Raw genomic sequence first — 18079 nt, forward strand, 5'->3', positions numbered from 1 at the left:
TCAGCCGGCCGGCTCGACCGGCTCGGTCGGGACCGCCACGTGCAGCCGCAGTTGGGGGACGAGCATGTCGTCCACGTCGAGGGCGCGGGCCGCCCCGTCGGGCTCCCAGCCGGTGGTGGTGAGGAACTTCCGGGACGCCTCGTCGCCGTCGAACACCCACGCGACCGCCCGGCCGAAACCGTCCTCCCGCCACAGGTCCACGCTGGCGGCGAGCAGTCGGCTGCCGTGGCCCCGGCGGCCCCAGCGCGGCTCGACCAGCAGGTCGGTCACGGCCACCACGTCGGCCCCGAGCGACCCGGCGGGCTCGTTCGGGGCCAGGGCCTCGGCGTCGGCCGGACCGGAGGCGGCGAACCCCACCAGATACGATTGCTCGGCCTGCTCGACGGCGACCAGCACCCGGTGGGTGCCACCGGGAGGCTGGCGCACGGCGGCGTCCCACCGCCGCGCCAGATACGCCTCGTCGAGGTTGTCCAGCACGTGCCGGGGCAGGATCCGCCGGTAGGCGGCCCGCCAGGTCGCGAGCTGGATCCTTGCGATCTCGCCGGCGTCGTCAGGACGCGCCGGGCGGACGTACCCGAGAGCCATGGCACGAGAGCCTACGCAGGGTGGAGGAGGCGACGGTGGCGCAGGGTGCCGCACGGACGTACCGGCAGGTGGCCGTCGTGGTCGGTCTCGCCCTCGCGGTGACCGGTTTCCTGTCCGTCGCGGCGGTGCGGCACGGCTACTTCGACCTCCAGGTCTACCAGGGGGCCCTCACCTGGTGGGCGCGTGACGGCGGGGAACTGTACGACTTCCTCCGCCCGCGCACCCAGTACGGCTTCACGTACCCGCCGTTCGCGGCGCTGCTCATGCTGCCGATGGCGTACCTGCCGTGGAACGCGGCGATCGCCGTCAGCGTGACCGCGGGGGTGGCGGCCGCCGCAGTGGTGATCTGGTGGCTGCTCGACCCGGTATCCCGCCGGGCCGGCTGGACCCGCTGGTTCGCCTTCGCCGTCGTGCTCTGCCTGGCCGCCGCGTTCGAGCCGATGCGCGAGACGATCAACTTCGGCCAGGTCAACACGCTGCTGCTGTTCCTGGTGGCGGTGGACCTGCTGCGGCTGCTGCCGCGCGGGGACCGGTGGGCGGGGGTGGGCATCGGCCTGGCCACCGCGATCAAGCTGACGCCGGGCATCTTCATCGTCTACCTGCTGGTGACCCGCCAGTGGCGGGCCGCGCTCACCGCGATGGCCACGGCAACCGGGGTGACGGTGCTGGCCGCCGCGTTGTTCCCGGACGCCTCCCGGGAGTTCTGGACCGAGGCGTTGTGGAACACCAACCGGGTGGGTGAGCTGTCGTTCGTCTCCAACCAGTCGCTGCGTGGCGTGGTGGCCCGGCTCGATCCGGAGAGCCCCAGCACCCTGGCCTGGTTGGTGCTGGTCGCCGCGACCGTGGCGCTGTGGGTGTGGCGGTCCCGCGCCGCTGCCGCCGTCGACGACCACGCCACCGGCCTGGCGCTCACCGGCGCGGTGATGTGCCTGGTCAGCCCGGTCACCTGGGTGCACCACCTGGTGTGGCTGCTGCCGGCGCTGCTCCTGCTGCTGGACAGGGCGATGGCTGCTCCCGCGGGTGGCCGCCGCCGTCGCGGCCTGCTGACCGCCACGCTCGTCGGGTACGGGTTCCTGACGAGCCGGATCGTGTGGGCCTGGGAGAAGGACTTCACCGGTGTCGACGGGTTCCTGGGCAGCAACGTCTACGTCTGGATCAGCCTGACGCTGCTGGCCTTCCTGCCGATCCGCCGTCGGAGGTCGCCCACCGGGTCAGCCGTCGAGGCGGCCGGCGTACCGCAACTCGACCAGTCCGACCGGCGGGCGCCCGCCGGACAGTGGCACCGGATAGGTCGACCGCTCGCCGTCCGGTGACAGGCCGGCGCGCTGGTAGAAGCGGCGGGCCCGGTGGTTGTCCGCCAGCACCCACAGCCGGTACTCCGTCCAGCCCCGCTCGGTCAGCCCCGTCCGGGCCGCCGCGAGCAGCGCCCGGGCGGTGCCGTCGCCCCAGTGGACCGGCTCGACGTACAACGCGACCACCTCGCCGTACGCCGGGTCGAGGTCACCCCGGTCCTGGTTGTTCCGGTAGGGCCCGAAGGTGGTGAACCCGACGGGTCGGCCGTCGACCTCGGCCAGCAGGGTGGCGAAGGGGTGCTCCGGGTCGGCGGTGCCGAGGTCGCGCCGCCGCTGCGCCCAGGCCGCCGGGTTGAGCCGCGCCAGCACCTCCGCCGGCATGATCCCGGCGTAACCGGCCTGCCAGCCGTGCACGTGCACCCGGGCGACGGCGTCGGCGTCGGCGGATTCCTCGCGGCGGATGGTCAGCATGCGTCCGTTGTATGCCCCCTCGGGCGATCGGTCCAGTGTCCGCTCCGGTGTCGTACGGCTGGTCTAGGGTGCTCGGCGATGACCGCACCCGATTCACTCTCGCTCGCCCAGGCGCGCCGGGTGGCGCTCGCCGCCCAGGGCTTCACCGACCCGCCGCCCGCCGGCGTGCCCACCCGACGGCACCTGCGCCGGGTGCTCGACCGGGTCGGGCTGATCCAGATGGATTCGGTCAACGTGCTGCAACGCGCCCACTACCTGCCGCTCTACAGCCGGTTGGGGCCCTACCCGACGGCGCTGCTCGACACGGCGGCCTACCGCCGGCCCCGGGAACTGTTCGAATACTGGGGCCACGAGGCGTCGCTGGTGCCCGTGGAGCTGCACGCGGCGCTGCGCTGGCGGATGGCGCGGGCCCGCGACGAGGCGTGGGGCGGCATGCGCCGGATCGCCACCGAGCAGCCCGGGCTCGTGGCCTGGGTGCGCGACGAGGTGGCCGCCCGGGGGCCGTTGACCGCCGCCGAGATCGAGCACGACGCGCCCCGGGAAACGGGCAACTGGGGCTGGAACTGGTCGGCGGTGAAACGGGCGCTGGAGTTCCTGTTCTGGGCCGGTGAGGTGTGCGCCGCCGATCGCACCGCCGCCTTCGCCCGTCGCTACGACCTGCCCGAGCGCGTGCTGCCGGCCGCCGTGCGGGACGCGCCCACCCCGACCGACGCCGAGGCGTACCGCACTCTGGTGGGCGTGGCTGCCCGCGCCCTGGGCGTCGCGGCGGAGCCGGAACTGCGCGACTACTTCCGGCTGCCGCTGGCCGGTGCCCGGCAGGCGGTCGCCGACCTGGTCGAGGCCGGCGACCTGCTGCCGGTGACCGTGCCGGGCTGGCGGCAGCAGGCCTGGCTGCACGCCGGCGCCCGGCTGCCCCGCCGGGTGAGCCGTGCCACCCTGGTCAGCCCGTTCGACCCGCTGGTGTGGGAGCGGGGGCGCACCGAGCGGCTGTTCGGGTTCAGCTACCGCATCGAGATCTACGTGCCGGCCCCGCAACGGGTGCACGGCTACTACGTGCTGCCGTTCCTCCAGGGCGACCGGTTCACCGCCCGGGTCGACCTGAAGGCCGACCGCAGGGCCGGGGTGCTGCTGGTGCCGGCGGCGTGGGTGGAGCCGGGCGTCGACCCGGGGGAGACGGCGGTGGCGCTGGCCGCGGAGCTGTACCGGATGGCGGGCTGGCTCGGGCTGGACGCGGTCGCGCCACCCGCCGCCGGGGACCTGGCGGAGCCTCTAGCCGCCGCACTGGCGGGCGTCGCCGGTGTACGGTGAGATTCGTGACGAGCGTTGACGGACCGGCCACCCCGCCGCCCCCTCCGGTCGACTCCGCGCCCACGGGATGGCCGGCTACGCAGACGGGGCCCTACCCCGTCGTCGAGTCCGACCGGTTCACCCGCTTCGTGGTGCGGCTCCACGAACGGTCACCCCGCTGGGTCGTGCCCCTGGCCGCCGTGGGTTGTGTCGCCGCCGGCATCGGTTACACCATGCTGAGCGACCCCACCCGCTCGGCGCCCGACGCCGCGCCGACCTGCCTGCTCAAGCTCACCACGGGTCTGGACTGTCCGGGCTGCGGCGGCACCCGGGCGATGTGGTACGTGCTGCACGCCGATCTGCCGGCCGCCGCCCGTCACCACTTCCTGCTGGTGTTCGCGATGCCCTTCCTGGCGTATCTCTTCGTGGCCTGGGCCGGGCGACAGGCGTTCGGTTGGCGGCTGCCGGAGCTGCGGATCAGCCCCAAGATGATCGGTGGGTTCCTGGCCGCCTGGCTCGCCTTCTCGGTGGTGCGCAACCTGCCCTGGGCCCCGTTCACCGCGCTCTACGTCTGACGGGCGGGCGGCAGACCCGTCGGCGGCGCGGGCGGGTCCGGTTTGGGTCGGCTGGGCGCCGCCGCTACAGTCCCAGGAATGCCGGAGATGGTGCACCCCCAGGTCAAGCTCGTCGCGTGGACCCACTTCGAGGCGCCGGACGACGTGCCGTGGTCCACGGATGCCGAGGGCGGTCAGGCGCTCGCCGAGTTCGCCGGGCGCGCCTGCTACCAGAGCTGGAAGAAGCCGAACCCGGCCACCGCCACCAATGCCGGCTACCTGGCGCACATCCTGGAGGTCGGTCACCTGTCCGTGCTGGAGCACGGCTCGGTGAGCTTCTACTTCACCGGGGTGTCCCGCTCGTTCACCCACGAGCTGATCCGGCACCGGCACTTCTCGTACTCGCAGTTGTCCCAGCGGTACGTGCCGGAGCGCGACGCCGCGATGGTCGAGCCGACGGTGATCGCCGAGGACCCGGAGCTGCACAAGCGGTTCGTGGAGGCGTCCGAGGCGGCCGTGCGGGCGTACAACGAGTTGCTGGAGGGGCTGGAGCGGCGCTTCGTCGATGTGGCGAACCCCACCCTGCGGCGCAAGCAGGCCCGGCAGGCGGCCCGGGCGGTGCTGCCGAACGCCACGGAGACCCGCATCGTGGTGACCGGCAACTACCGGGCTTGGCGGCACTTCATCGCGATGCGGGCCACCGAGCACGCCGACGTGGAGATCCGCGAGCTGGCCGTGGAGTGCCTGCGCCAGCTCCAGGGGGTCGCTCCGCACGTCTTCGCCGACTTCGTCATCTCCACCCTGCCCGACGGCTCCGAGGTCGCGGCGAGCCCGCACGCCCAGGGGTCCTGAGCCCTTCCCCGGCGGGCGGCCGCGGGCCGTCCGCTAGGTTGTCACCATGACGCACGACCACCCTGACACCCCGGCCCGGGCGGCCTCCCGTCCCTTCGGGCGGCTGATCACTGCCATGGTGACGCCGTTCACGGCCGACGGCGCGCTCGACCTGGACGGCGCGGCCCGGCTGGCCGCCCACCTCGTCGACGAGCAGGGCAACGACGCGCTGGTGCTCAACGGCACCACCGGCGAGTCGCCGACCACCACCGACGCGGAGAAGGAACGTCTCGTCCGCGCCGTGGTGGAGGCCGTGGGCGACCGGGCGCGAATCCTGGCCGGGGTGGGCACCAACGACACCCGGCACACCATCGAGCTGGCCGCAGCCGCGGAGAAGGCCGGCGCGCACGGGCTGCTGGTGGTCACGCCGTACTACAACAAGCCGCCGCAGGCCGGGCTGCTGCGGCACTTCACCGCGGTCGCGGACGCCACCGGCCTGCCGGTGATGCTCTACGACATCCCGCACCGCGCCGGTGTGCCCATCGAGACCGAGACGCTGGTGCGTCTCGCCGAGCACGGCCGGATCGTCGCGGTCAAGGACGCCAAGAACGACCTGACCGCGACCAGCTGGGTGACCAGCCGCAGCAGCCTGGCGTTCTACAGCGGCGACGACTCCTGCACCCTGCCCGCGCTGGCCGTCGGCTGCGTCGGCGTGGTGGGCACGTCGACGCACTTCACCGGCGTACAGACCAAGCGGATGATCGAGGCGTACGACGCGGGGGACAACGCCGCCGCGCTCGCCCTGCACCGGCAACTGCTGCCGCTGTACACGGGGATCTTCCGTACCCAGGGTGTGATCCTGGTGAAGGCGGGTCTCACGGCCACGGGTCTGCCCGCCGGCCCGGTGCGGTCGCCGCTGGTGGACGCGACCGCCGACCAGCTCGCCCAGCTGCGCGCCGACTGCGCGGCGGCGGGCCTCGCACTTCCCGAATGACCGAACGACACGACGGACGCCGGTTGACGGCGTCGCAGAATGAGGTGGACGCGTGACCGAGGCGCACATCGAGACCGAACTTCCCCCGCCGCTGCCGGAGGGCGGCCTGCGGATCATCCCGCTCGGTGGGCTCGGCGCCATCGGTCGCAACATGACGGTCTTCGAGTACGGCGGGAAACTGCTGATCGTCGACTGCGGAGTGCTGTTCCCCGACGTGGAGCAGCCCGGCGTCGACCTCATCCTGCCCGACTTCGGGCCGATCCTGGACCGGCTCGGCGACGTGCAGGCGATCGTGCTGACCCACGGCCACGAGGACCACATCGGCGCGGTGCCGTACCTGCTGGCCCACAAGCCCGACATTCCGCTGGTCGGTTCGCAGTACACCCTGGCGCTGGTCGAGGCGAAGCTGGCCGAGCGGCGCATCCAGCCGTACACGCTGACCGTCCGGGAGGGCGGCCGGGAGCGGCTCGGCCCGTTCGAGTGCGAGTTCTTCGCCGTCAACCACTCCATCCCGGACGCCCTGGCGGTGGCCATCCGCACACCCGCCGGGCTGGTGCTGCACACCGGCGACTTCAAGATGGACCAGCTCCCACTGGACGGGCGGATCACCGACCTGGCCGGCTTCGCCCGGCTCGGTGCCGAGGGCGTCGACCTGCTGCTGTCGGACTCCACCAACGCGGAGACTCCCGGGTTCGTCACCCCGGAGCGGGACATCGGACCGGTGCTCGGCTCGATCTTCGCGAAGGCCAAGGGGCGGATCATCGTCGCCTCGTTCGCCTCGCACGTGCACCGGGTGCAGCAGGTCTTCGACTCCGCAGCCGAGCACGGCCGCAAGGTCGCCCTGATCGGCCGCTCCATGGTCCGCAACATGGGTATCGCCCGGGACCTGGGCCTGCTGAACATCCCGGCCGGGCTGATCATCAGCATCGAGGAGGCCACCAACCTCCCGCCCGATCAGATCGTGCTGATGTCCACCGGCTCGCAGGGGGAGCCGATGAGCGCTCTCGGCCGGATGGCCAGCGGCGACCACCGGCACATCACGATCGCACCCGGTGACACGGTCGTGCTCGCATCCTCGTTGGTGCCGGGCAACGAGACCTCGGTCTACCGCGTGATCAACCGACTGGCCCGGGCCGGCGCGGTCGTCGTGCACAAGGAGATCGCGAAGGTCCACGTCTCCGGGCACGCGCCGGCTGGTGAGCTGCTCTACCTGCTCAACGTGGTGCGTCCCAGCAACCTGATGCCGGTGCACGGTGAGTGGCGACACCTGCGCGCCCACGCCCGCCTCGGCATCGAGTCGGGCGTCGCGGCCGACCGGGTGGTGCTCTGCGAGGACGGCGACGTCGTCGACCTCGTCGAGGGCCGCGCCAGTCTGGTGGGGCACGTGAAGAGCCGGTACGTCTACGTCGACGGCCTCGCCGTCGGTGACGTCTCCGAGTCGCTGCTGACCGAGCGGCGGATCCTCGGTGACGGTGGGTTCATCGCCACCACCGTGGTGGTCGACTCGGTCACCGGCAAGGTGGTCGCCGGGCCGACCCTGTCGGCGAAGGGCTTCTCCGAGGACCCGGAGGCCTTCAACCCGGTGATTCCGCTGGTCACCGAGGCGTTGAACCGGGCGGCGGCGGACGGGATCACCGACCCGCACCAGCTCCAGCAGATCGTCCGGCGCACCGTCGGCCGGTGGGTCAACGACGCGTACCGGCGCCGTCCGATGATCGTCCCGACCGTGGTCGAGGTCTGATCGCCGGTTCCTTCAACCTTCGGGCCGTTTCGTCCGTACCTCGTGTCGGTAGGCGTACCCACGCCCGCCGGGAGGAGCATGGCGGATGGACCGCAGACGATTGACAGCCATCGGTGTAGTGGTGGCGGCGGTGGGCGCGGCGGCAGCGGTGACCCTGCCGTCGTTCGCGGGTGACGGAGCCGCCCCGCGTGGACCCGTCGCGACGGCGGGAACGGTGGACGGGGCCGCGCCGGAGGTCGTCGACGCGATGCGGCGGGACCTGCGCCTCGACCGGCGGCAGGTGGTGGCGCGGCTGAAGACGGAACGCTGGGCGTCCGGCGTGGTCGAGCAGCTGCGCTCGGACCTGGGCGCAAGCTACGGGGGCAGTTGGCTCAGCGCCGACGGCAGCCAACTCACCGTCGCCGTGGCGGACCGGGCCGAGGCCGACCGGGTACGCGCGGCCGGGGCGGTGCCGAAGGTCGTCGTACGGGGCGTGGCGCAGCTCGACGCGCTGAAGACCCGGATGGACCGGGCCGCCGCAGGTGCGGCGGGCGTCACCGGCTGGTACGTCGACGTGGCGTCCAACTCCGTGGTGGTGCTCGCCCGGCCTGGTGCCGAGGACGCCGGCTGGGGCTTCGTCGCCCGCACCGGCGTGCCCCGCCAGGCCGTACGCGTGCAGGTCTCACCGGAACAGCCCCGGCTGTTCGCCGACGTGCGGGGCGGCGACCCGTACTTCATCGGCTCCGGCCGCTGCTCGGTGGGCTTCGCGGTCGTCGGCGGGTTCGTCACCGCGGGGCACTGCGGGCGGGTGGGGGACCGCACCACCGGGGCCGACCGGGCCCCACAGGGAGTCTTCCGCGCCTCGTCGTTCCCCGGTGACGACTGGGCGTTCGTCCAGGTCAACGCCAACACGAGGGTCCTGCCGGAGGTCACCGACTTCCGGGGCGGCTCGGCGCTGGTGGCGGGTTCGCGGGAGGTGCCGGTCGGGTCGTCGATCTGCCGCTCCGGCTCCACCACGGGGGTGCGCTGCGGCACCGTCCAGGCCCGCAACGCCACCGTCCGGTACCCGGAGGGTGCGGTGAGCGGCCTGGTCCGCACCAACGTGTGCGCCGAGCCCGGTGACTCCGGCGGTTCGTGGATCTCCGGCAACCAGGCGCAGGGCGTGACGTCCGGCGGATCCGGCACCTGCACCGTCGGTGGCACCACGTTCTACCAGCCGGTCAACGAGATCCTCCAGCGCAACAACCTGACGTTGGTCACCGCCGGCTCGGTGGCGCGCGGCCGGCGCTGACGCATCCCCCTCGTGCGGGGGCTCCGGCCCGCTTCCCCCTCGTGCGGGGGCTCCGGCCGGATGCCGGGGCCCCCGCCGGCGGTCAGGGCAGCGCGGCGACCGCCCGCACGTACGCGAGGCCGGTCCGTACGGTCGCCTCCACCAGCACGGCGAGCTGTTCCGGGGCCACCCCGTACGCCAGGTCGGTGGTCACGTCGCCCGCGAGCACCAGATCGTCGTCGACCTCGTGCACGTACGCCTTGGGCAGCAGCCGGTCCCGGTTCCAGGCGTTGCAGAACGCGTACGCCTCGGCGCGGCGGCCCGCCGGCAGGCGGCGTGCCGCGACCACCCGGGCGTGCAGGATGTCGCCCCGCCGCCCGGCCCGCCGGAAGTCGACCACCGCGTCGTCCCAGCGGCCCCGCACCGTCCCGTCGTCGACCAGCGTGTACCGGTCGCCGCGCCGGTCGAGGACGGCGGTGAGCATCGCGACGGTGAGGGACCCGATCTCGTCCGGCGCGGTGCCGGCCGTGCTGGCGTCCGTCGCGTCGCTGCCGGCATCGTCGGGGCCGTCCTCGTCCGGGTCGGTCCCGTCCGGCGGGTCGGGGGCGGGCAGTGGTGTGGCTGCGGCCAGTGGACGCTGCGCCAGCCACGACGCCATCCGCCCGGACTGGTGCCCGGTGCCGTTGCGGGCGTCGAAGCTGCCGGCCAACGCCGATGCCGCGGCCAGCAGTCGGGTGCCGAGCGCGGCCACGGCGATGTCCGCCGCGGGCCGTTCCGGGCCCGCCGGCCAGTGCACCGGCCGGTGTCCGAGGCCCGCCTCGACGGCGAGAGCGCAGACCAGCGCCCCGGCGGCGGCGAACTCCATCGCCGACAGGTCGTCGGGTGGCCGGTCCCAGCGGGGCAACTGCTCGGCCAGGATCGCCAACCCCCGCTCCGGGTGACCGCCGAGCGCGCAGAACCGCAGGTGCGTCGCGAGGTGGTCGAACGTCCCCGGATCCCGCCGGTGCCGCCGGTACGCCCGCAGGTGCGCTTGCGCCGCCCGGTCGGGCTCGCCCGCGTGCAGCAGGGGCAGCAGCGCGCCGGTCAGGGCCGCCTCCGGCTGGCCGGTGCAGCCGGCGGGACGCGCGATCAGCGGCTCGAGCAGGGCGAGCGCCTCGGCCCAGTCGCCCCACCCGGCCAGCAGCTCCGCCTGGCGCACCGGCAGGCAGTCCGGGCAACCCGCGGCCGGGTCCGGGCCGGCCACCCGCCACCGGTGCCACCAGCGCCGGGCGGCCGGCTCGTCGCCCACGTGGTCGGCGACCCGGCAGCGCAGCTGGGCCACCAGCGCCCCGTCCTCCCCGTCGGTCGCGGTGAGGCCGTCCAACAGGGTCCACGCCTGGTCCAGGCCGACGCGGGGCGTGCCCAGCAGCGACTCGACCGCGTAGCGCCGGTACCGGCGCAGCGTCTCGTCCAGGCCCATCCCGGCGCGGGCCGCCCGGACGGCGGCGGTGCCGCCGCCGGAGAGGGCGGCGGCCCGGGTGGCCGCGTCGAGGCAGCGGCGCACGGGCTCGCACAACCGCCACCGCTCGCCGTGCAGCAGATGCGCCTCCACCAGGTCGGCCCAGGCGTCCACGGCGCAGCCGAGGTCACCGGCCGCCTCCGCCAGGGCCGCCACGCGTTCCAGTTCGGCGGTACGCGCGTCCCCGTCGGGCATGTCGCGGGCGTCGGCGAGCAGCCCCGCCGGGCCGGGGCGCGGGGAAACCCCGGCGGTGCCGGACGCCCCGACGCGGTCGGCGGCCGGTCCGCCGCGTTCGCCGCGCCCCGTCATCCGGTGACCGATCCCGGGAGGTGACCTGTGGCCGCCGCCAGCCGGCGACCCGTGGCGACGCCCCGGTCGAGCAACCGGGCCAGCTGGTGTGTCGTCGCCCCCCGCTCCAGGTCGGTGATGACCTCCCCGCAGACCCGGGCCCGGCCGGCGTCGTCGACATGCACGAACGCCTTGGGCCAGAACCGGTCCCGGTTCCACGAGTTGCAGAACGCGTGCAGGGCCGGAACGTGGTCGATGGCGAACGCCGGCGCGGCGAGGGTACGCACCTGGAGCATCTCCCCGGCCGCGCCGCACAGCAGGAACCAGATCAGGGCGTCCTGCCAGCGGCCGACGAGGTCGCCCCGGTCGTCGGGGGTGACCGCGTGCCCCTGGGCGGCCAGCACCTCGGCCACCAGGTCACGGGTCAGTGGCCGCAACGGCCCCGGGTGCCCGGCCAGGGGGCCGTCAGGTCCGTCCTCGGGCGACACCATCGGGCACCCCTTCGCCTGGCGGATATCACGACCGTCGGCGATGCCCGCGCTGTGACACGCGGAAGCGACCCGGAAAGCGGCGATACCCGGGCCACGCCGTTACGGTGATGCTATGGCGGGCCGTACCTCTCAGGCGAGCCGGCGACGCGGCGCGTCGCCGCGTGGCACCACGAACAGTCGTGCCCGCCAGCCGGCGAAGTCCACCCGTGCCCCGGCCCGGCGGCGCACCGCCGCCGCCCGGCCCGGTCCCGCCGCCCTCGTCGGGCGTGCCGTCGGGGCACTGTGGATGGGCCTCGCCCACGGGGCCGGCTGGGCCGTGCGCGCCGTGGGCCGGCAGGCCGCCTCCGCCCGCGACCTCGACCCGGAGCACCGCCGCGACGGGGCCGGCCTGCTGCTGATCGGCCTGTGCCTGCTCAGCGCCGTGGCGATCTGGTTCTCCGGCGCGGGCCCGGTCGGTGAGCGGCTGGCCGACAGCGTGCGCCTGTTCCTGGGGGCCATCTCGATCGTGGTGCCGGTGCTGCTGGGCATCGGCGCGTGGCGGTTGATGCGCCAGCCCGGCGACCCGGAGCACCGGGGCCGAGGGCTGGTCGGCTGGGGTTCCATGCTGGTCGCCACCGCCGCCATGCTGCACATCGGGCAGAACCCGGTCGACCCGGTGCAGCGTGACTTCGCCGGCGGGCTGATCGGTGCCGGGGTGGGCAGCGTGCTGGAGCGGGCGGTGACCGCCTGGGTCGCGGTGCCGTTGCTGGTGCTGTTGCTGCTGTTCGGCCTGCTGGTGGTGACCGCCACCCCGATCAACAGGATCCCCGAGCGGCTGGGCCTGCTCGCCGGCACGGTCGTCGGCCAGCCACCGGTCGACGGGGCGGCCGACGAGGAGGCCCCGGCGAAGCCGGCCCGGCGGCGGCCGGCCAAGCGGCAGTCTCCGCCGCCGCCGGATCCGGAGGACTTCGACGCCGACCTCGACGGGGTCGACCTGCAGGACACGCTTGTGCTGCCGCGCAAGCCACCGGGGAAGGTGCCCGCCACCCGCCGGCCGGCCGAGCCGCCGGAGCACTCGCCCGCGCCCACCCGGGCCGAGCAGTTGGCGTTGACCGGGATGGGCGGCGACTACACCCTGCCGCCGGCGAACATGCTGGGCAACGGCGCCGCGCCGAAGACCCGCAGCAAGGCCAACGACGAGGTGATCGCCGCCCTGACCGGGGTGTTCGACCAGTTCGACGTGGACGCCGCCGTCACCGGCTTCACCCGGGGCCCCACCGTCACGCGCTACGAGGTGGAGCTGGGGCACGGCGTCAAGGTCGAACGGATCACCCAGCTGTCGCGCAACATCGCGTACGCGGTGAAGTCGCCGGACGTGCGGATCCTCAGCCCGATCCCGGGCAAGAGCGCCGTCGGCGTGGAGATCCCGAACGCCGACCCGGAGAACGTCTCGCTCGGCGACGTGCTGCGGTCCCGGGCCGCCACCAGCGACCACCATCCGATGGTGGTCGCCCTCGGCAAGGACATCGAGGGCGGCTTCGTGGTGGCGAACCTGGCGAAGATGCCGCACATCCTCATCGCGGGAGCCACCGGGGCCGGCAAGTCGTCCTGTCTGAACTCGCTGCTGGTGTCCATCCTCACCCGGGCCACGCCGGACGAGGTGCGGCTGCTGCTGATCGACCCGAAGCGGGTCGAGATGACCGGCTACGAGGGCATCCCGCACCTGGTCACCCCGATCGTGACCAACGCCAAGAAGGCGGCCGACTCGCTGGAGTGGGTCGTACGCGAGATGGACATGCGCTACGACGACCTCGCCGCCAACGGGGTCCGGCACATCGACGACTTCAACCGCAAGGTCCGCAACGGCGAGATCAAGGCCCCGCCGGGCAGCGAGCGGGAGCTGCGCCCTTATCCGTATCTGCTGGTGATCGTCGACGAGCTGGCAGACCTGATGATGGTCGCGCCGCGCGACGTCGAGGACTCGATCGTGCGGATCACCCAGCTCGCCCGGGCCGCCGGCATCCACCTGGTGCTGGCCACGCAGCGCCCCTCGGTCGACGTGGTCACCGGCCTGATCAAGGCCAACGTGCCGTCCCGGCTGGCCTTCGCGACCTCGTCGCTGTCCGACTCCCGGGTCATCCTGGACCAGCCGGGCGCGGAGAAGCTGCTCGGCCGGGGCGACGGCCTGTTCCTGCCGATGGGCGCCTCGAAGCCCGTCCGGATCCAGGGCGCCTGGGTGACCGAGCGCGAGATCAACGACGTGGTGAAGTTCTGCAAGGACCAGCGCGAGCCGGAGTTCCGCCCCGACGTGCTGACGGTCGCGCAGGACAGCAAGAAGAAGATCGACGAGGACATCGGCGACGACCTGGACCTGCTGGTCCAGGCGGTGGAGCTGGTCGTCACCTCGCAGTTCGGGTCGACCTCGATGCTCCAGCGCAAGCTGCGCGTCGGCTTCGCCAAGGCCGGTCGCCTGATGGACCTGATGGAGAGCCGGGGCGTGGTCGGTCCGTCGGAGGGTTCGAAGGCGCGCGACGTGCTGGTCAAGCCGGACGAGTTGGAGGAGGTCCTGGCCGGCCTACGGGGCGGCGAGGAGTAGCAGCCCCCCGGACGTGCCACGGGCCCGCCGCAGGTGCGGCGGGCCCGGTGGGCGGATGGGCGGACGGCGCCTCAGAGCGCGCTCAGAATCAGCATGCTCAGCAGCATGGCGACCACGTTGGCACCGGCGGCGTACCAGCCGAGCGGCTTGTCCCCGAGCACCGCGCCGACGACGCCGAGGACCAGCCCGACGACGCCGAACAGGACGGGGTTGAGCAGTAGGGCGAGGACCGCGAACACGAAGCTGACGATCGTGCAGATGCGGGCGGCGCTGATCGAGCGGGCGGTGCTGGTGGCCATGTCTGCCTCCGGTGTCGAGAGCCTGTCGTTGCCGACCCCGTCTCTACCCACTGTGTCCGTCCGCCACGCCTGCCCGCCCCGGTGACGGATCTTCAGTGGTAGATCTTCAGCCCGACCACACCGGCCACGACCAGCAGAAGGCACAGGATCCGGGGGAGGCTGGCCGACTCGCCCAGCGCGAGCATTCCCACCAGGGCGGTGCCGACCGCGCCGATGCCGACCCACACCACGTAGCCGGTGCCGACGGGGATCTCCCGCAGCGCGTACGCCAGGCCCGCCATGCTCAGCACCAGCGTCACCACGAACACCGCCGACGGGACGGGCCGGGTGAAGCCGGCGCTGCGGTCCAGGGCGATCGCCCACGCGGTCTCCAGCAGGCCGGAGACCACCAGCACGAGCCAGGCCATCGGGTCACCTCTCCGGGTCGTCCGGCCGTCGGGGTGGGTGTTCGTCGGCTGACCGTAGCACCGCCGGGTCGGGCCGTCGGGTGGCTGCGCCGGCCGGCCGGACGGGGCAGGATTGGGCGGCGGCTGTGAGGCAGGTCACTCAGGGGTGGACTTCAAGGTTCCTTGAGGGCGCACGATGATCCGCATGACTCTGTTCCTCTCCGATCCCGAGGTGGCCGCCGGCCTCGACGCACCCACCACCGTGGACGCCATGCGGGCGGCACTGCTGGCCGCGTACGCGGGACGCCTCGCCGCGCCGCCCCGGGTCGCCGCGCCCCTGGGCGGCGGCCGGATGGTCCTCACCGCCGGGCACCTGACCGGCGAGTGGTACGGCTACCGGGCGTACGACACCTTCGGGCACCCGGAGGCGGCGCAGGTGGTGGTGCTGCACGACGCGCGTACGGGCGCGGTGCGGGCGGTGTCCGTCGGCGACGAGCTGGGCTCCCGGCGTACCGGTGGGCTCGGTGGCGTGGCGGTGGACGCCCTGGCCCGGCCCGACGCGGCCACCCTGGGGGTGATCGGCTCCGGCCGGCAGGCGTGGACGCAGGTGTGGGCCGCGGCGGCGGTCCGTCCGCTGCGGGAGGTGACCGTGTTCAGCCGCTCGGCGGCCCGTCGTGCGGCCTTCGCGGCCCGGGTCCGGGCGGACCTGGGCGTGCCGGCCCGCGCGGTCGACTCGGCCGCCGCCGCGGTCCGCGACCGCGACGTCGTGGTCCTCGCCACCACCAGCACGACTCCGGTGCTCGACCCGGCGGACCTGGCTCCCGGCACGCACGTCAACGCGGTGGGCTTCAAGCAGCGCGACCGGACCGAGTTCGGGCCCGACCTGCTCGACGCCGCCGCCGTCCTGGTCACCGACTCGCCCGCCCAGGCGGGGGCGTACGTGCCGCCCATGCTGGCCGCCGAACCCCCGTACGCCGACCGGCTGGGTGACCTGGGCGCGGTGCTGGCGGGCGCGGAGCCCGGCCGGACCACGGCGGAGCAGGTGTCGCTGTTCTGCTCGGTCGGTCTCGCCGGCACCGAGGTGTTCCTCCTGGACCGCCTGGTCCGGGTCGGCGCGGCGGTCTGAGCGACGCCGGGTCGACGGGCGTCGGCGCCTGCGTCGAGCGGGGGACGGCGTGCGGGGACGGCGTGCGGGGATCGCGTGCGGGGACGGCGTGCGGGACGGCGGCACCGGGCGTCCGGGCCACGGGGACGGGCGCCCGGTGCCGCGCTGCCTGGCAGCCCCGCCGTTGCGGGCCGGCGTGGGGCGGCCCGGTACCCTCGGGTGGTGTCTGCCACCTCCCCTTCCGAAGCCGCCGGCCGCCGCGTCGCCCTGCTGACCCTGGGCTGTGCCCGTAACGAGGTCGACTCGGAGGAACTGGCCGCCCGGCTGCACGCCGACGGCTGGCAGGTCACCACGGACGGTGAGGGCGCCGACGTGGTGGTGGTGAACACCTGTGGCTTCGTGGAGAAGGCCAAGCAGGATTCGATCCAGACCCTGCTGGCCGCCGCCGACACCGGCGCGCGGGTCGTCGCCGCCGGCTGCATGGCCGAGCGGTACGGCCGTGAGCTGGCCGACAGCCTGCCCGAGGCCCAGGCGGTGCTGAGCTTCGACGACTATCCGGAGATCTCCGCCCGGCTCGGCGCGGTGGTGGCCGGCGAGACGGTCGACGCACACACCCCGCGGGACCGGCGCGAGCTGCTGCCGTTGACCCCGGTCTCCCGCCGCGACAGCGCGGTCTCGCTGCCCGGCCACGGCACCCCGGCGCGGGGCGTGGTGCAGGCCGACGAGCACACGCCCGCGCACCTGCGTCAGGTGCTGCGCCGCCGCCTCGACACCGGCCCGGTGGCCTCGCTGAAGCTCGCCAGCGGCTGCGACCGGCGGTGCACCTTCTGCGCCATCCCGGCGTTCCGGGGCGCGTTCGTGTCGCGGACCCCGGACGAGCTGCTGGCCGAGGCGGAGTGGCTGGCCAGGACCGGCGTCCGCGAGCTGGTGCTGGTCAGCGAGAACTCGACCTCGTACGGCAAGGACCTGGGCGACCCGCGGGCGCTGGAGAAGCTGCTGCCGCAGCTCGCCGCGATCGACGGTGTCGTCCGGGTGCGGGCCAGCTACCTCCAGCCGGCCGAGACCCGTCCCGGCCTGGTCGAGGCGATCGCGACCACTCCCGGCGTGGCCCCCTACTTCGACCTGTCGTTCCAGCACTCCAGCGAGCCGGTGCTGCGCCGGATGCGCCGGTTCGGCTCCACCGACCGGTTCCTGGAGCTGCTGGCCGCCGCCCGCGCCCTGGCCCCGCAGGCGGGGGCGCGCAGCAACTTCATCGTCGGCTTCCCCGGCGAGACGCGGGCCGACTACCAGGAGCTGGTCCGGTTCCTCAGCGAGGCGCGGCTCGACGCGATCGGGGTGTTCGACTACAGCGACGAGGACGGCACGGAGGCCGCCGGGCTGTCCGGCAAGATCTCCGCCGCGACGATCAAACGTCGGTACGACCGCCTGGCCGCCCTGGCCGACGAGCTGTGCTCGCAGCGGGCCGAGGAGCGGCTCGGCTCGACGGTCGAGGTGCTGGTCGACTCGGTCGACGACGGCGTGGTCGAGGGCCGCGCCGCGCACCAGGCCCCCGAGGTGGACGGCTCCACCACCCTCGTCGCCCCGACCGGCGGCGGCGTCGACCTGGCGGCGCTGCGCCCCGGTGACCTGGTGCGGGCGACGGTGACCGGCACCGAGGGCGTCGACCTGCTGGCCGTGCCGGATGAGATGATCTCGGCGGCGCCCGGCGCGGCACGGTGACGACGGGCCCGGACGGAGCGGGGGAACCAGGTGGGGCGGTGCCGGGTACGCCACGGCGGGCGGAGCGGAGCGGGCCGATGACCGGGGCGACGGAGTCGACGGCGCCGGTGGTCGCCCGGGTGCCGGTGCTCAACGCGGCCAACGCCCTGACGGCGCTGCGCCTGGTGCTGGTGCCGGTCTTCGCCGCCGCGGTGGTCGTCTCCGGGATGAGCCACGCCGGATGGCAGATCGTCGCCTGCCTGATCTTCGCGGTGGCCTCGGCGACGGACCTGGTCGACGGCTGGATCGCCCGCCGGTTCGCGCTGGTGACCGCCGTGGGCAAGGTGGCCGACCCGATCGCCGACAAGGCGCTGACCGGTGCGGCCCTGCTGCTGCTGTCCTGGTACGACCGGCTGCCCTGGTGGGTCACCGTGGTCATCCTGGCCCGGGAACTGGGCATCACGGTGCTGCGCTTCTGGGTGATCCGGCACGGCGTCATCGCGGCCAGCCGGGGCGGCAAGCTCAAGACCGCGTTGCAGATACTCGCCATCACCTGGTACCTGTGGCCCATGCCCGCCGCCCTCGCCGCCGTGGGCCCCTGGATCATGGCCGCCGCGGTCGCCGTGACGGTGCTGACCGGCTTCGACTACGTCGTCCGGGCTCTGCGGCTGCGCCGTCCCGCCCGCTGACCTTCGTCCGGGTGATCAGCGACGACAGCACCGGACACCGACCCCG

General features: G+C 74.0%; 17 protein-coding genes. 11 read left to right on the forward strand and 6 right to left on the reverse strand.

Features of this window, described 5'->3' with window-relative positions; translation table 11 throughout:
- Window positions 1–585 carry a GNAT family N-acetyltransferase gene (locus GA0070616_RS20170; protein ID WP_091085333.1) on the reverse strand — a complete coding sequence of 195 codons (585 nt, stop codon included), beginning with the start codon at window positions 583–585 and terminating at the stop codon, window positions 1–3.
- A gap of 35 nt (window positions 586–620) precedes the next feature.
- Between GA0070616_RS20170 and GA0070616_RS20175 the strand changes: the two genes are divergently transcribed.
- The gene (locus tag GA0070616_RS20175; protein WP_091091211.1) at window positions 621–1898 is read left to right on the forward strand and encodes a glycosyltransferase family 87 protein; all 1278 of its coding nucleotides are present in this window, start codon (window positions 621–623) and stop codon (window positions 1896–1898) included.
- Here GA0070616_RS20175 and GA0070616_RS20180 read toward each other — a convergent pair.
- The gene (locus GA0070616_RS20180) at window positions 1797–2348 is read right to left on the reverse strand and encodes a GNAT family N-acetyltransferase (RefSeq protein ID WP_091085336.1); all 552 of its coding nucleotides are present in this window, start codon (window positions 2346–2348) and stop codon (window positions 1797–1799) included. The genes GA0070616_RS20175 and GA0070616_RS20180 overlap by 102 nt on opposite strands.
- Before the next feature lie 78 nt (window positions 2349–2426).
- On the opposite strand from GA0070616_RS20180, the gene GA0070616_RS20185 reads away from it, so the two are divergent.
- The 6 genes from GA0070616_RS20185 to GA0070616_RS20210 all read left to right on the forward strand — a co-directional run bounded on the left by GA0070616_RS20185 (window position 2427) and on the right by GA0070616_RS20210 (window position 9025).
- Window positions 2427–3656, forward strand: a complete 1230-nt coding sequence (locus GA0070616_RS20185) for a winged helix-turn-helix domain-containing protein (protein WP_091085339.1) — start codon at window positions 2427–2429, stop codon at window positions 3654–3656.
- Window positions 3653–4210 carry a DUF2752 domain-containing protein gene (locus GA0070616_RS20190; protein WP_175440144.1) on the forward strand — a complete coding sequence of 186 codons (558 nt, stop codon included), beginning with the start codon at window positions 3653–3655 and terminating at the stop codon, window positions 4208–4210. The genes GA0070616_RS20185 and GA0070616_RS20190 overlap by 4 nt, the downstream gene beginning before the upstream one ends.
- Window positions 4211–4297: 87 nt before the next feature.
- Window positions 4298–5041 carry an FAD-dependent thymidylate synthase gene (gene thyX, locus GA0070616_RS20195; RefSeq protein WP_091085347.1) on the forward strand — a complete coding sequence of 248 codons (744 nt, stop codon included), beginning with the start codon at window positions 4298–4300 and terminating at the stop codon, window positions 5039–5041.
- Window positions 5042–5087: 46 nt separating this feature from the next.
- Window positions 5088–6014, forward strand: a complete 927-nt coding sequence (gene dapA, locus GA0070616_RS20200; protein WP_091085353.1) for a 4-hydroxy-tetrahydrodipicolinate synthase — start codon at window positions 5088–5090, stop codon at window positions 6012–6014.
- 52 nt (window positions 6015–6066) lie between these two features.
- Entirely contained in the window at window positions 6067–7755 is a 1689-nt protein-coding gene (locus GA0070616_RS20205; RefSeq protein WP_091085358.1) for a ribonuclease J, read from the forward strand.
- An 85-nt stretch (window positions 7756–7840) separates the two neighbouring features.
- A complete protein-coding gene (locus tag GA0070616_RS20210) occupies window positions 7841–9025 on the forward strand; it encodes a S1 family peptidase (protein ID WP_091085362.1) in 1185 nt (394 codons plus the stop codon).
- Between the two features lie 82 nt (window positions 9026–9107).
- Here GA0070616_RS20210 and GA0070616_RS20215 read toward each other — a convergent pair whose 3' ends face one another.
- Entirely contained in the window at window positions 9108–10811 is a 1704-nt protein-coding gene (locus tag GA0070616_RS20215) for a type III secretion system chaperone family protein (protein WP_091085364.1), read from the reverse strand.
- A complete protein-coding gene (locus tag GA0070616_RS20220) occupies window positions 10808–11281 on the reverse strand; it encodes a YbjN domain-containing protein (RefSeq protein ID WP_091085368.1) in 474 nt (157 codons plus the stop codon). Before GA0070616_RS20220 ends, GA0070616_RS20215 begins: the two co-directional genes overlap by 4 nt.
- A gap of 112 nt (window positions 11282–11393) precedes the next feature.
- Here GA0070616_RS20220 and GA0070616_RS20225 point away from each other — a divergent pair, with 112 nt between their 5' ends.
- A complete protein-coding gene (locus GA0070616_RS20225) occupies window positions 11394–13856 on the forward strand; it encodes an FtsK/SpoIIIE family DNA translocase (RefSeq protein ID WP_091085371.1) in 2463 nt (820 codons plus the stop codon).
- 71 nt (window positions 13857–13927) lie between these two features.
- On the opposite strand, the gene GA0070616_RS20230 is transcribed toward GA0070616_RS20225, so the two are convergent.
- Together GA0070616_RS20230 and GA0070616_RS20235 are read right to left on the reverse strand one after the other, a co-directional pair.
- The gene (locus tag GA0070616_RS20230; RefSeq protein WP_091085374.1) at window positions 13928–14155 is read right to left on the reverse strand and encodes a hypothetical protein; all 228 of its coding nucleotides are present in this window, start codon (window positions 14153–14155) and stop codon (window positions 13928–13930) included.
- Window positions 14156–14247: 92 nt separating this feature from the next.
- Window positions 14248–14562 (reverse strand): DMT family transporter, encoded by a 315-nt coding sequence (locus GA0070616_RS20235; RefSeq protein ID WP_091085379.1) that lies wholly within the window; start codon window positions 14560–14562, stop codon window positions 14248–14250.
- 184 nt (window positions 14563–14746) lie between these two features.
- On the opposite strand from GA0070616_RS20235, the gene GA0070616_RS20240 reads away from it, so the two are divergent.
- The 3 genes from GA0070616_RS20240 to pgsA all read left to right on the forward strand — a co-directional run bounded on the left by GA0070616_RS20240 (window position 14747) and on the right by pgsA (window position 18033).
- Entirely contained in the window at window positions 14747–15667 is a 921-nt protein-coding gene (locus GA0070616_RS20240; protein WP_091085382.1) for an ornithine cyclodeaminase family protein, read from the forward strand.
- A gap of 198 nt (window positions 15668–15865) precedes the next feature.
- A complete protein-coding gene (rimO, locus tag GA0070616_RS20245; protein WP_091085385.1) occupies window positions 15866–17365 on the forward strand; it encodes a 30S ribosomal protein S12 methylthiotransferase RimO in 1500 nt (499 codons plus the stop codon).
- 77 nt (window positions 17366–17442) lie between these two features.
- Window positions 17443–18033: a CDP-diacylglycerol--glycerol-3-phosphate 3-phosphatidyltransferase gene (gene pgsA, locus GA0070616_RS20250; protein ID WP_091085388.1), complete on the forward strand. Its 591-nt coding sequence runs from the start codon at window positions 17443–17445 to the stop codon at window positions 18031–18033.
- The last annotated feature ends 46 nt before the right edge of the window (window positions 18034–18079 follow it).

Source organism: Micromonospora nigra (assembly GCF_900091585.1).
Lineage (GTDB): Bacteria > Actinomycetota > Actinomycetes > Mycobacteriales > Micromonosporaceae > Micromonospora > Micromonospora nigra.

Bases quoted from the DNA above. Each gene is read 5' to 3' on its own strand.
- GA0070616_RS20240 (WP_091085382.1), top strand. From the start codon at position 14,747: ATGACTCTGTTCCTCTCCGATCCCGAGGTGGCCGCCGGCCTCGACGCA.
- thyX (WP_091085347.1), top strand. From the start codon at position 4,298: ATGGTGCACCCCCAGGTCAAGCTCGTCGCGTGGACCCACTTCGAGGCG.
- GA0070616_RS20170 (WP_091085333.1), bottom strand. From the start codon at position 585: ATGGCTCTCGGGTACGTCCGCCCGGCGCGTCCTGACGACGCCGGCGAG.
- GA0070616_RS20210 (WP_091085362.1), top strand. From the start codon at position 7,841: ATGGACCGCAGACGATTGACAGCCATCGGTGTAGTGGTGGCGGCGGTG.
- dapA (WP_091085353.1), top strand. From the start codon at position 5,088: ATGACGCACGACCACCCTGACACCCCGGCCCGGGCGGCCTCCCGTCCC.
- GA0070616_RS20185 (WP_091085339.1), top strand. From the start codon at position 2,427: ATGACCGCACCCGATTCACTCTCGCTCGCCCAGGCGCGCCGGGTGGCG.
- GA0070616_RS20225 (WP_091085371.1), top strand. From the start codon at position 11,394: ATGGCGGGCCGTACCTCTCAGGCGAGCCGGCGACGCGGCGCGTCGCCG.
- GA0070616_RS20220 (WP_091085368.1), bottom strand. From the start codon at position 11,281: ATGGTGTCGCCCGAGGACGGACCTGACGGCCCCCTGGCCGGGCACCCG.
- pgsA (WP_091085388.1), top strand. From the start codon at position 17,443: ATGACCGGGGCGACGGAGTCGACGGCGCCGGTGGTCGCCCGGGTGCCG.
- GA0070616_RS20235 (WP_091085379.1), bottom strand. From the start codon at position 14,562: ATGGCCTGGCTCGTGCTGGTGGTCTCCGGCCTGCTGGAGACCGCGTGG.
- GA0070616_RS20215 (WP_091085364.1), bottom strand. From the start codon at position 10,811: ATGACGGGGCGCGGCGAACGCGGCGGACCGGCCGCCGACCGCGTCGGG.
- GA0070616_RS20230 (WP_091085374.1), bottom strand. From the start codon at position 14,155: ATGGCCACCAGCACCGCCCGCTCGATCAGCGCCGCCCGCATCTGCACG.
- GA0070616_RS20180 (WP_091085336.1), bottom strand. From the start codon at position 2,348: ATGCTGACCATCCGCCGCGAGGAATCCGCCGACGCCGACGCCGTCGCC.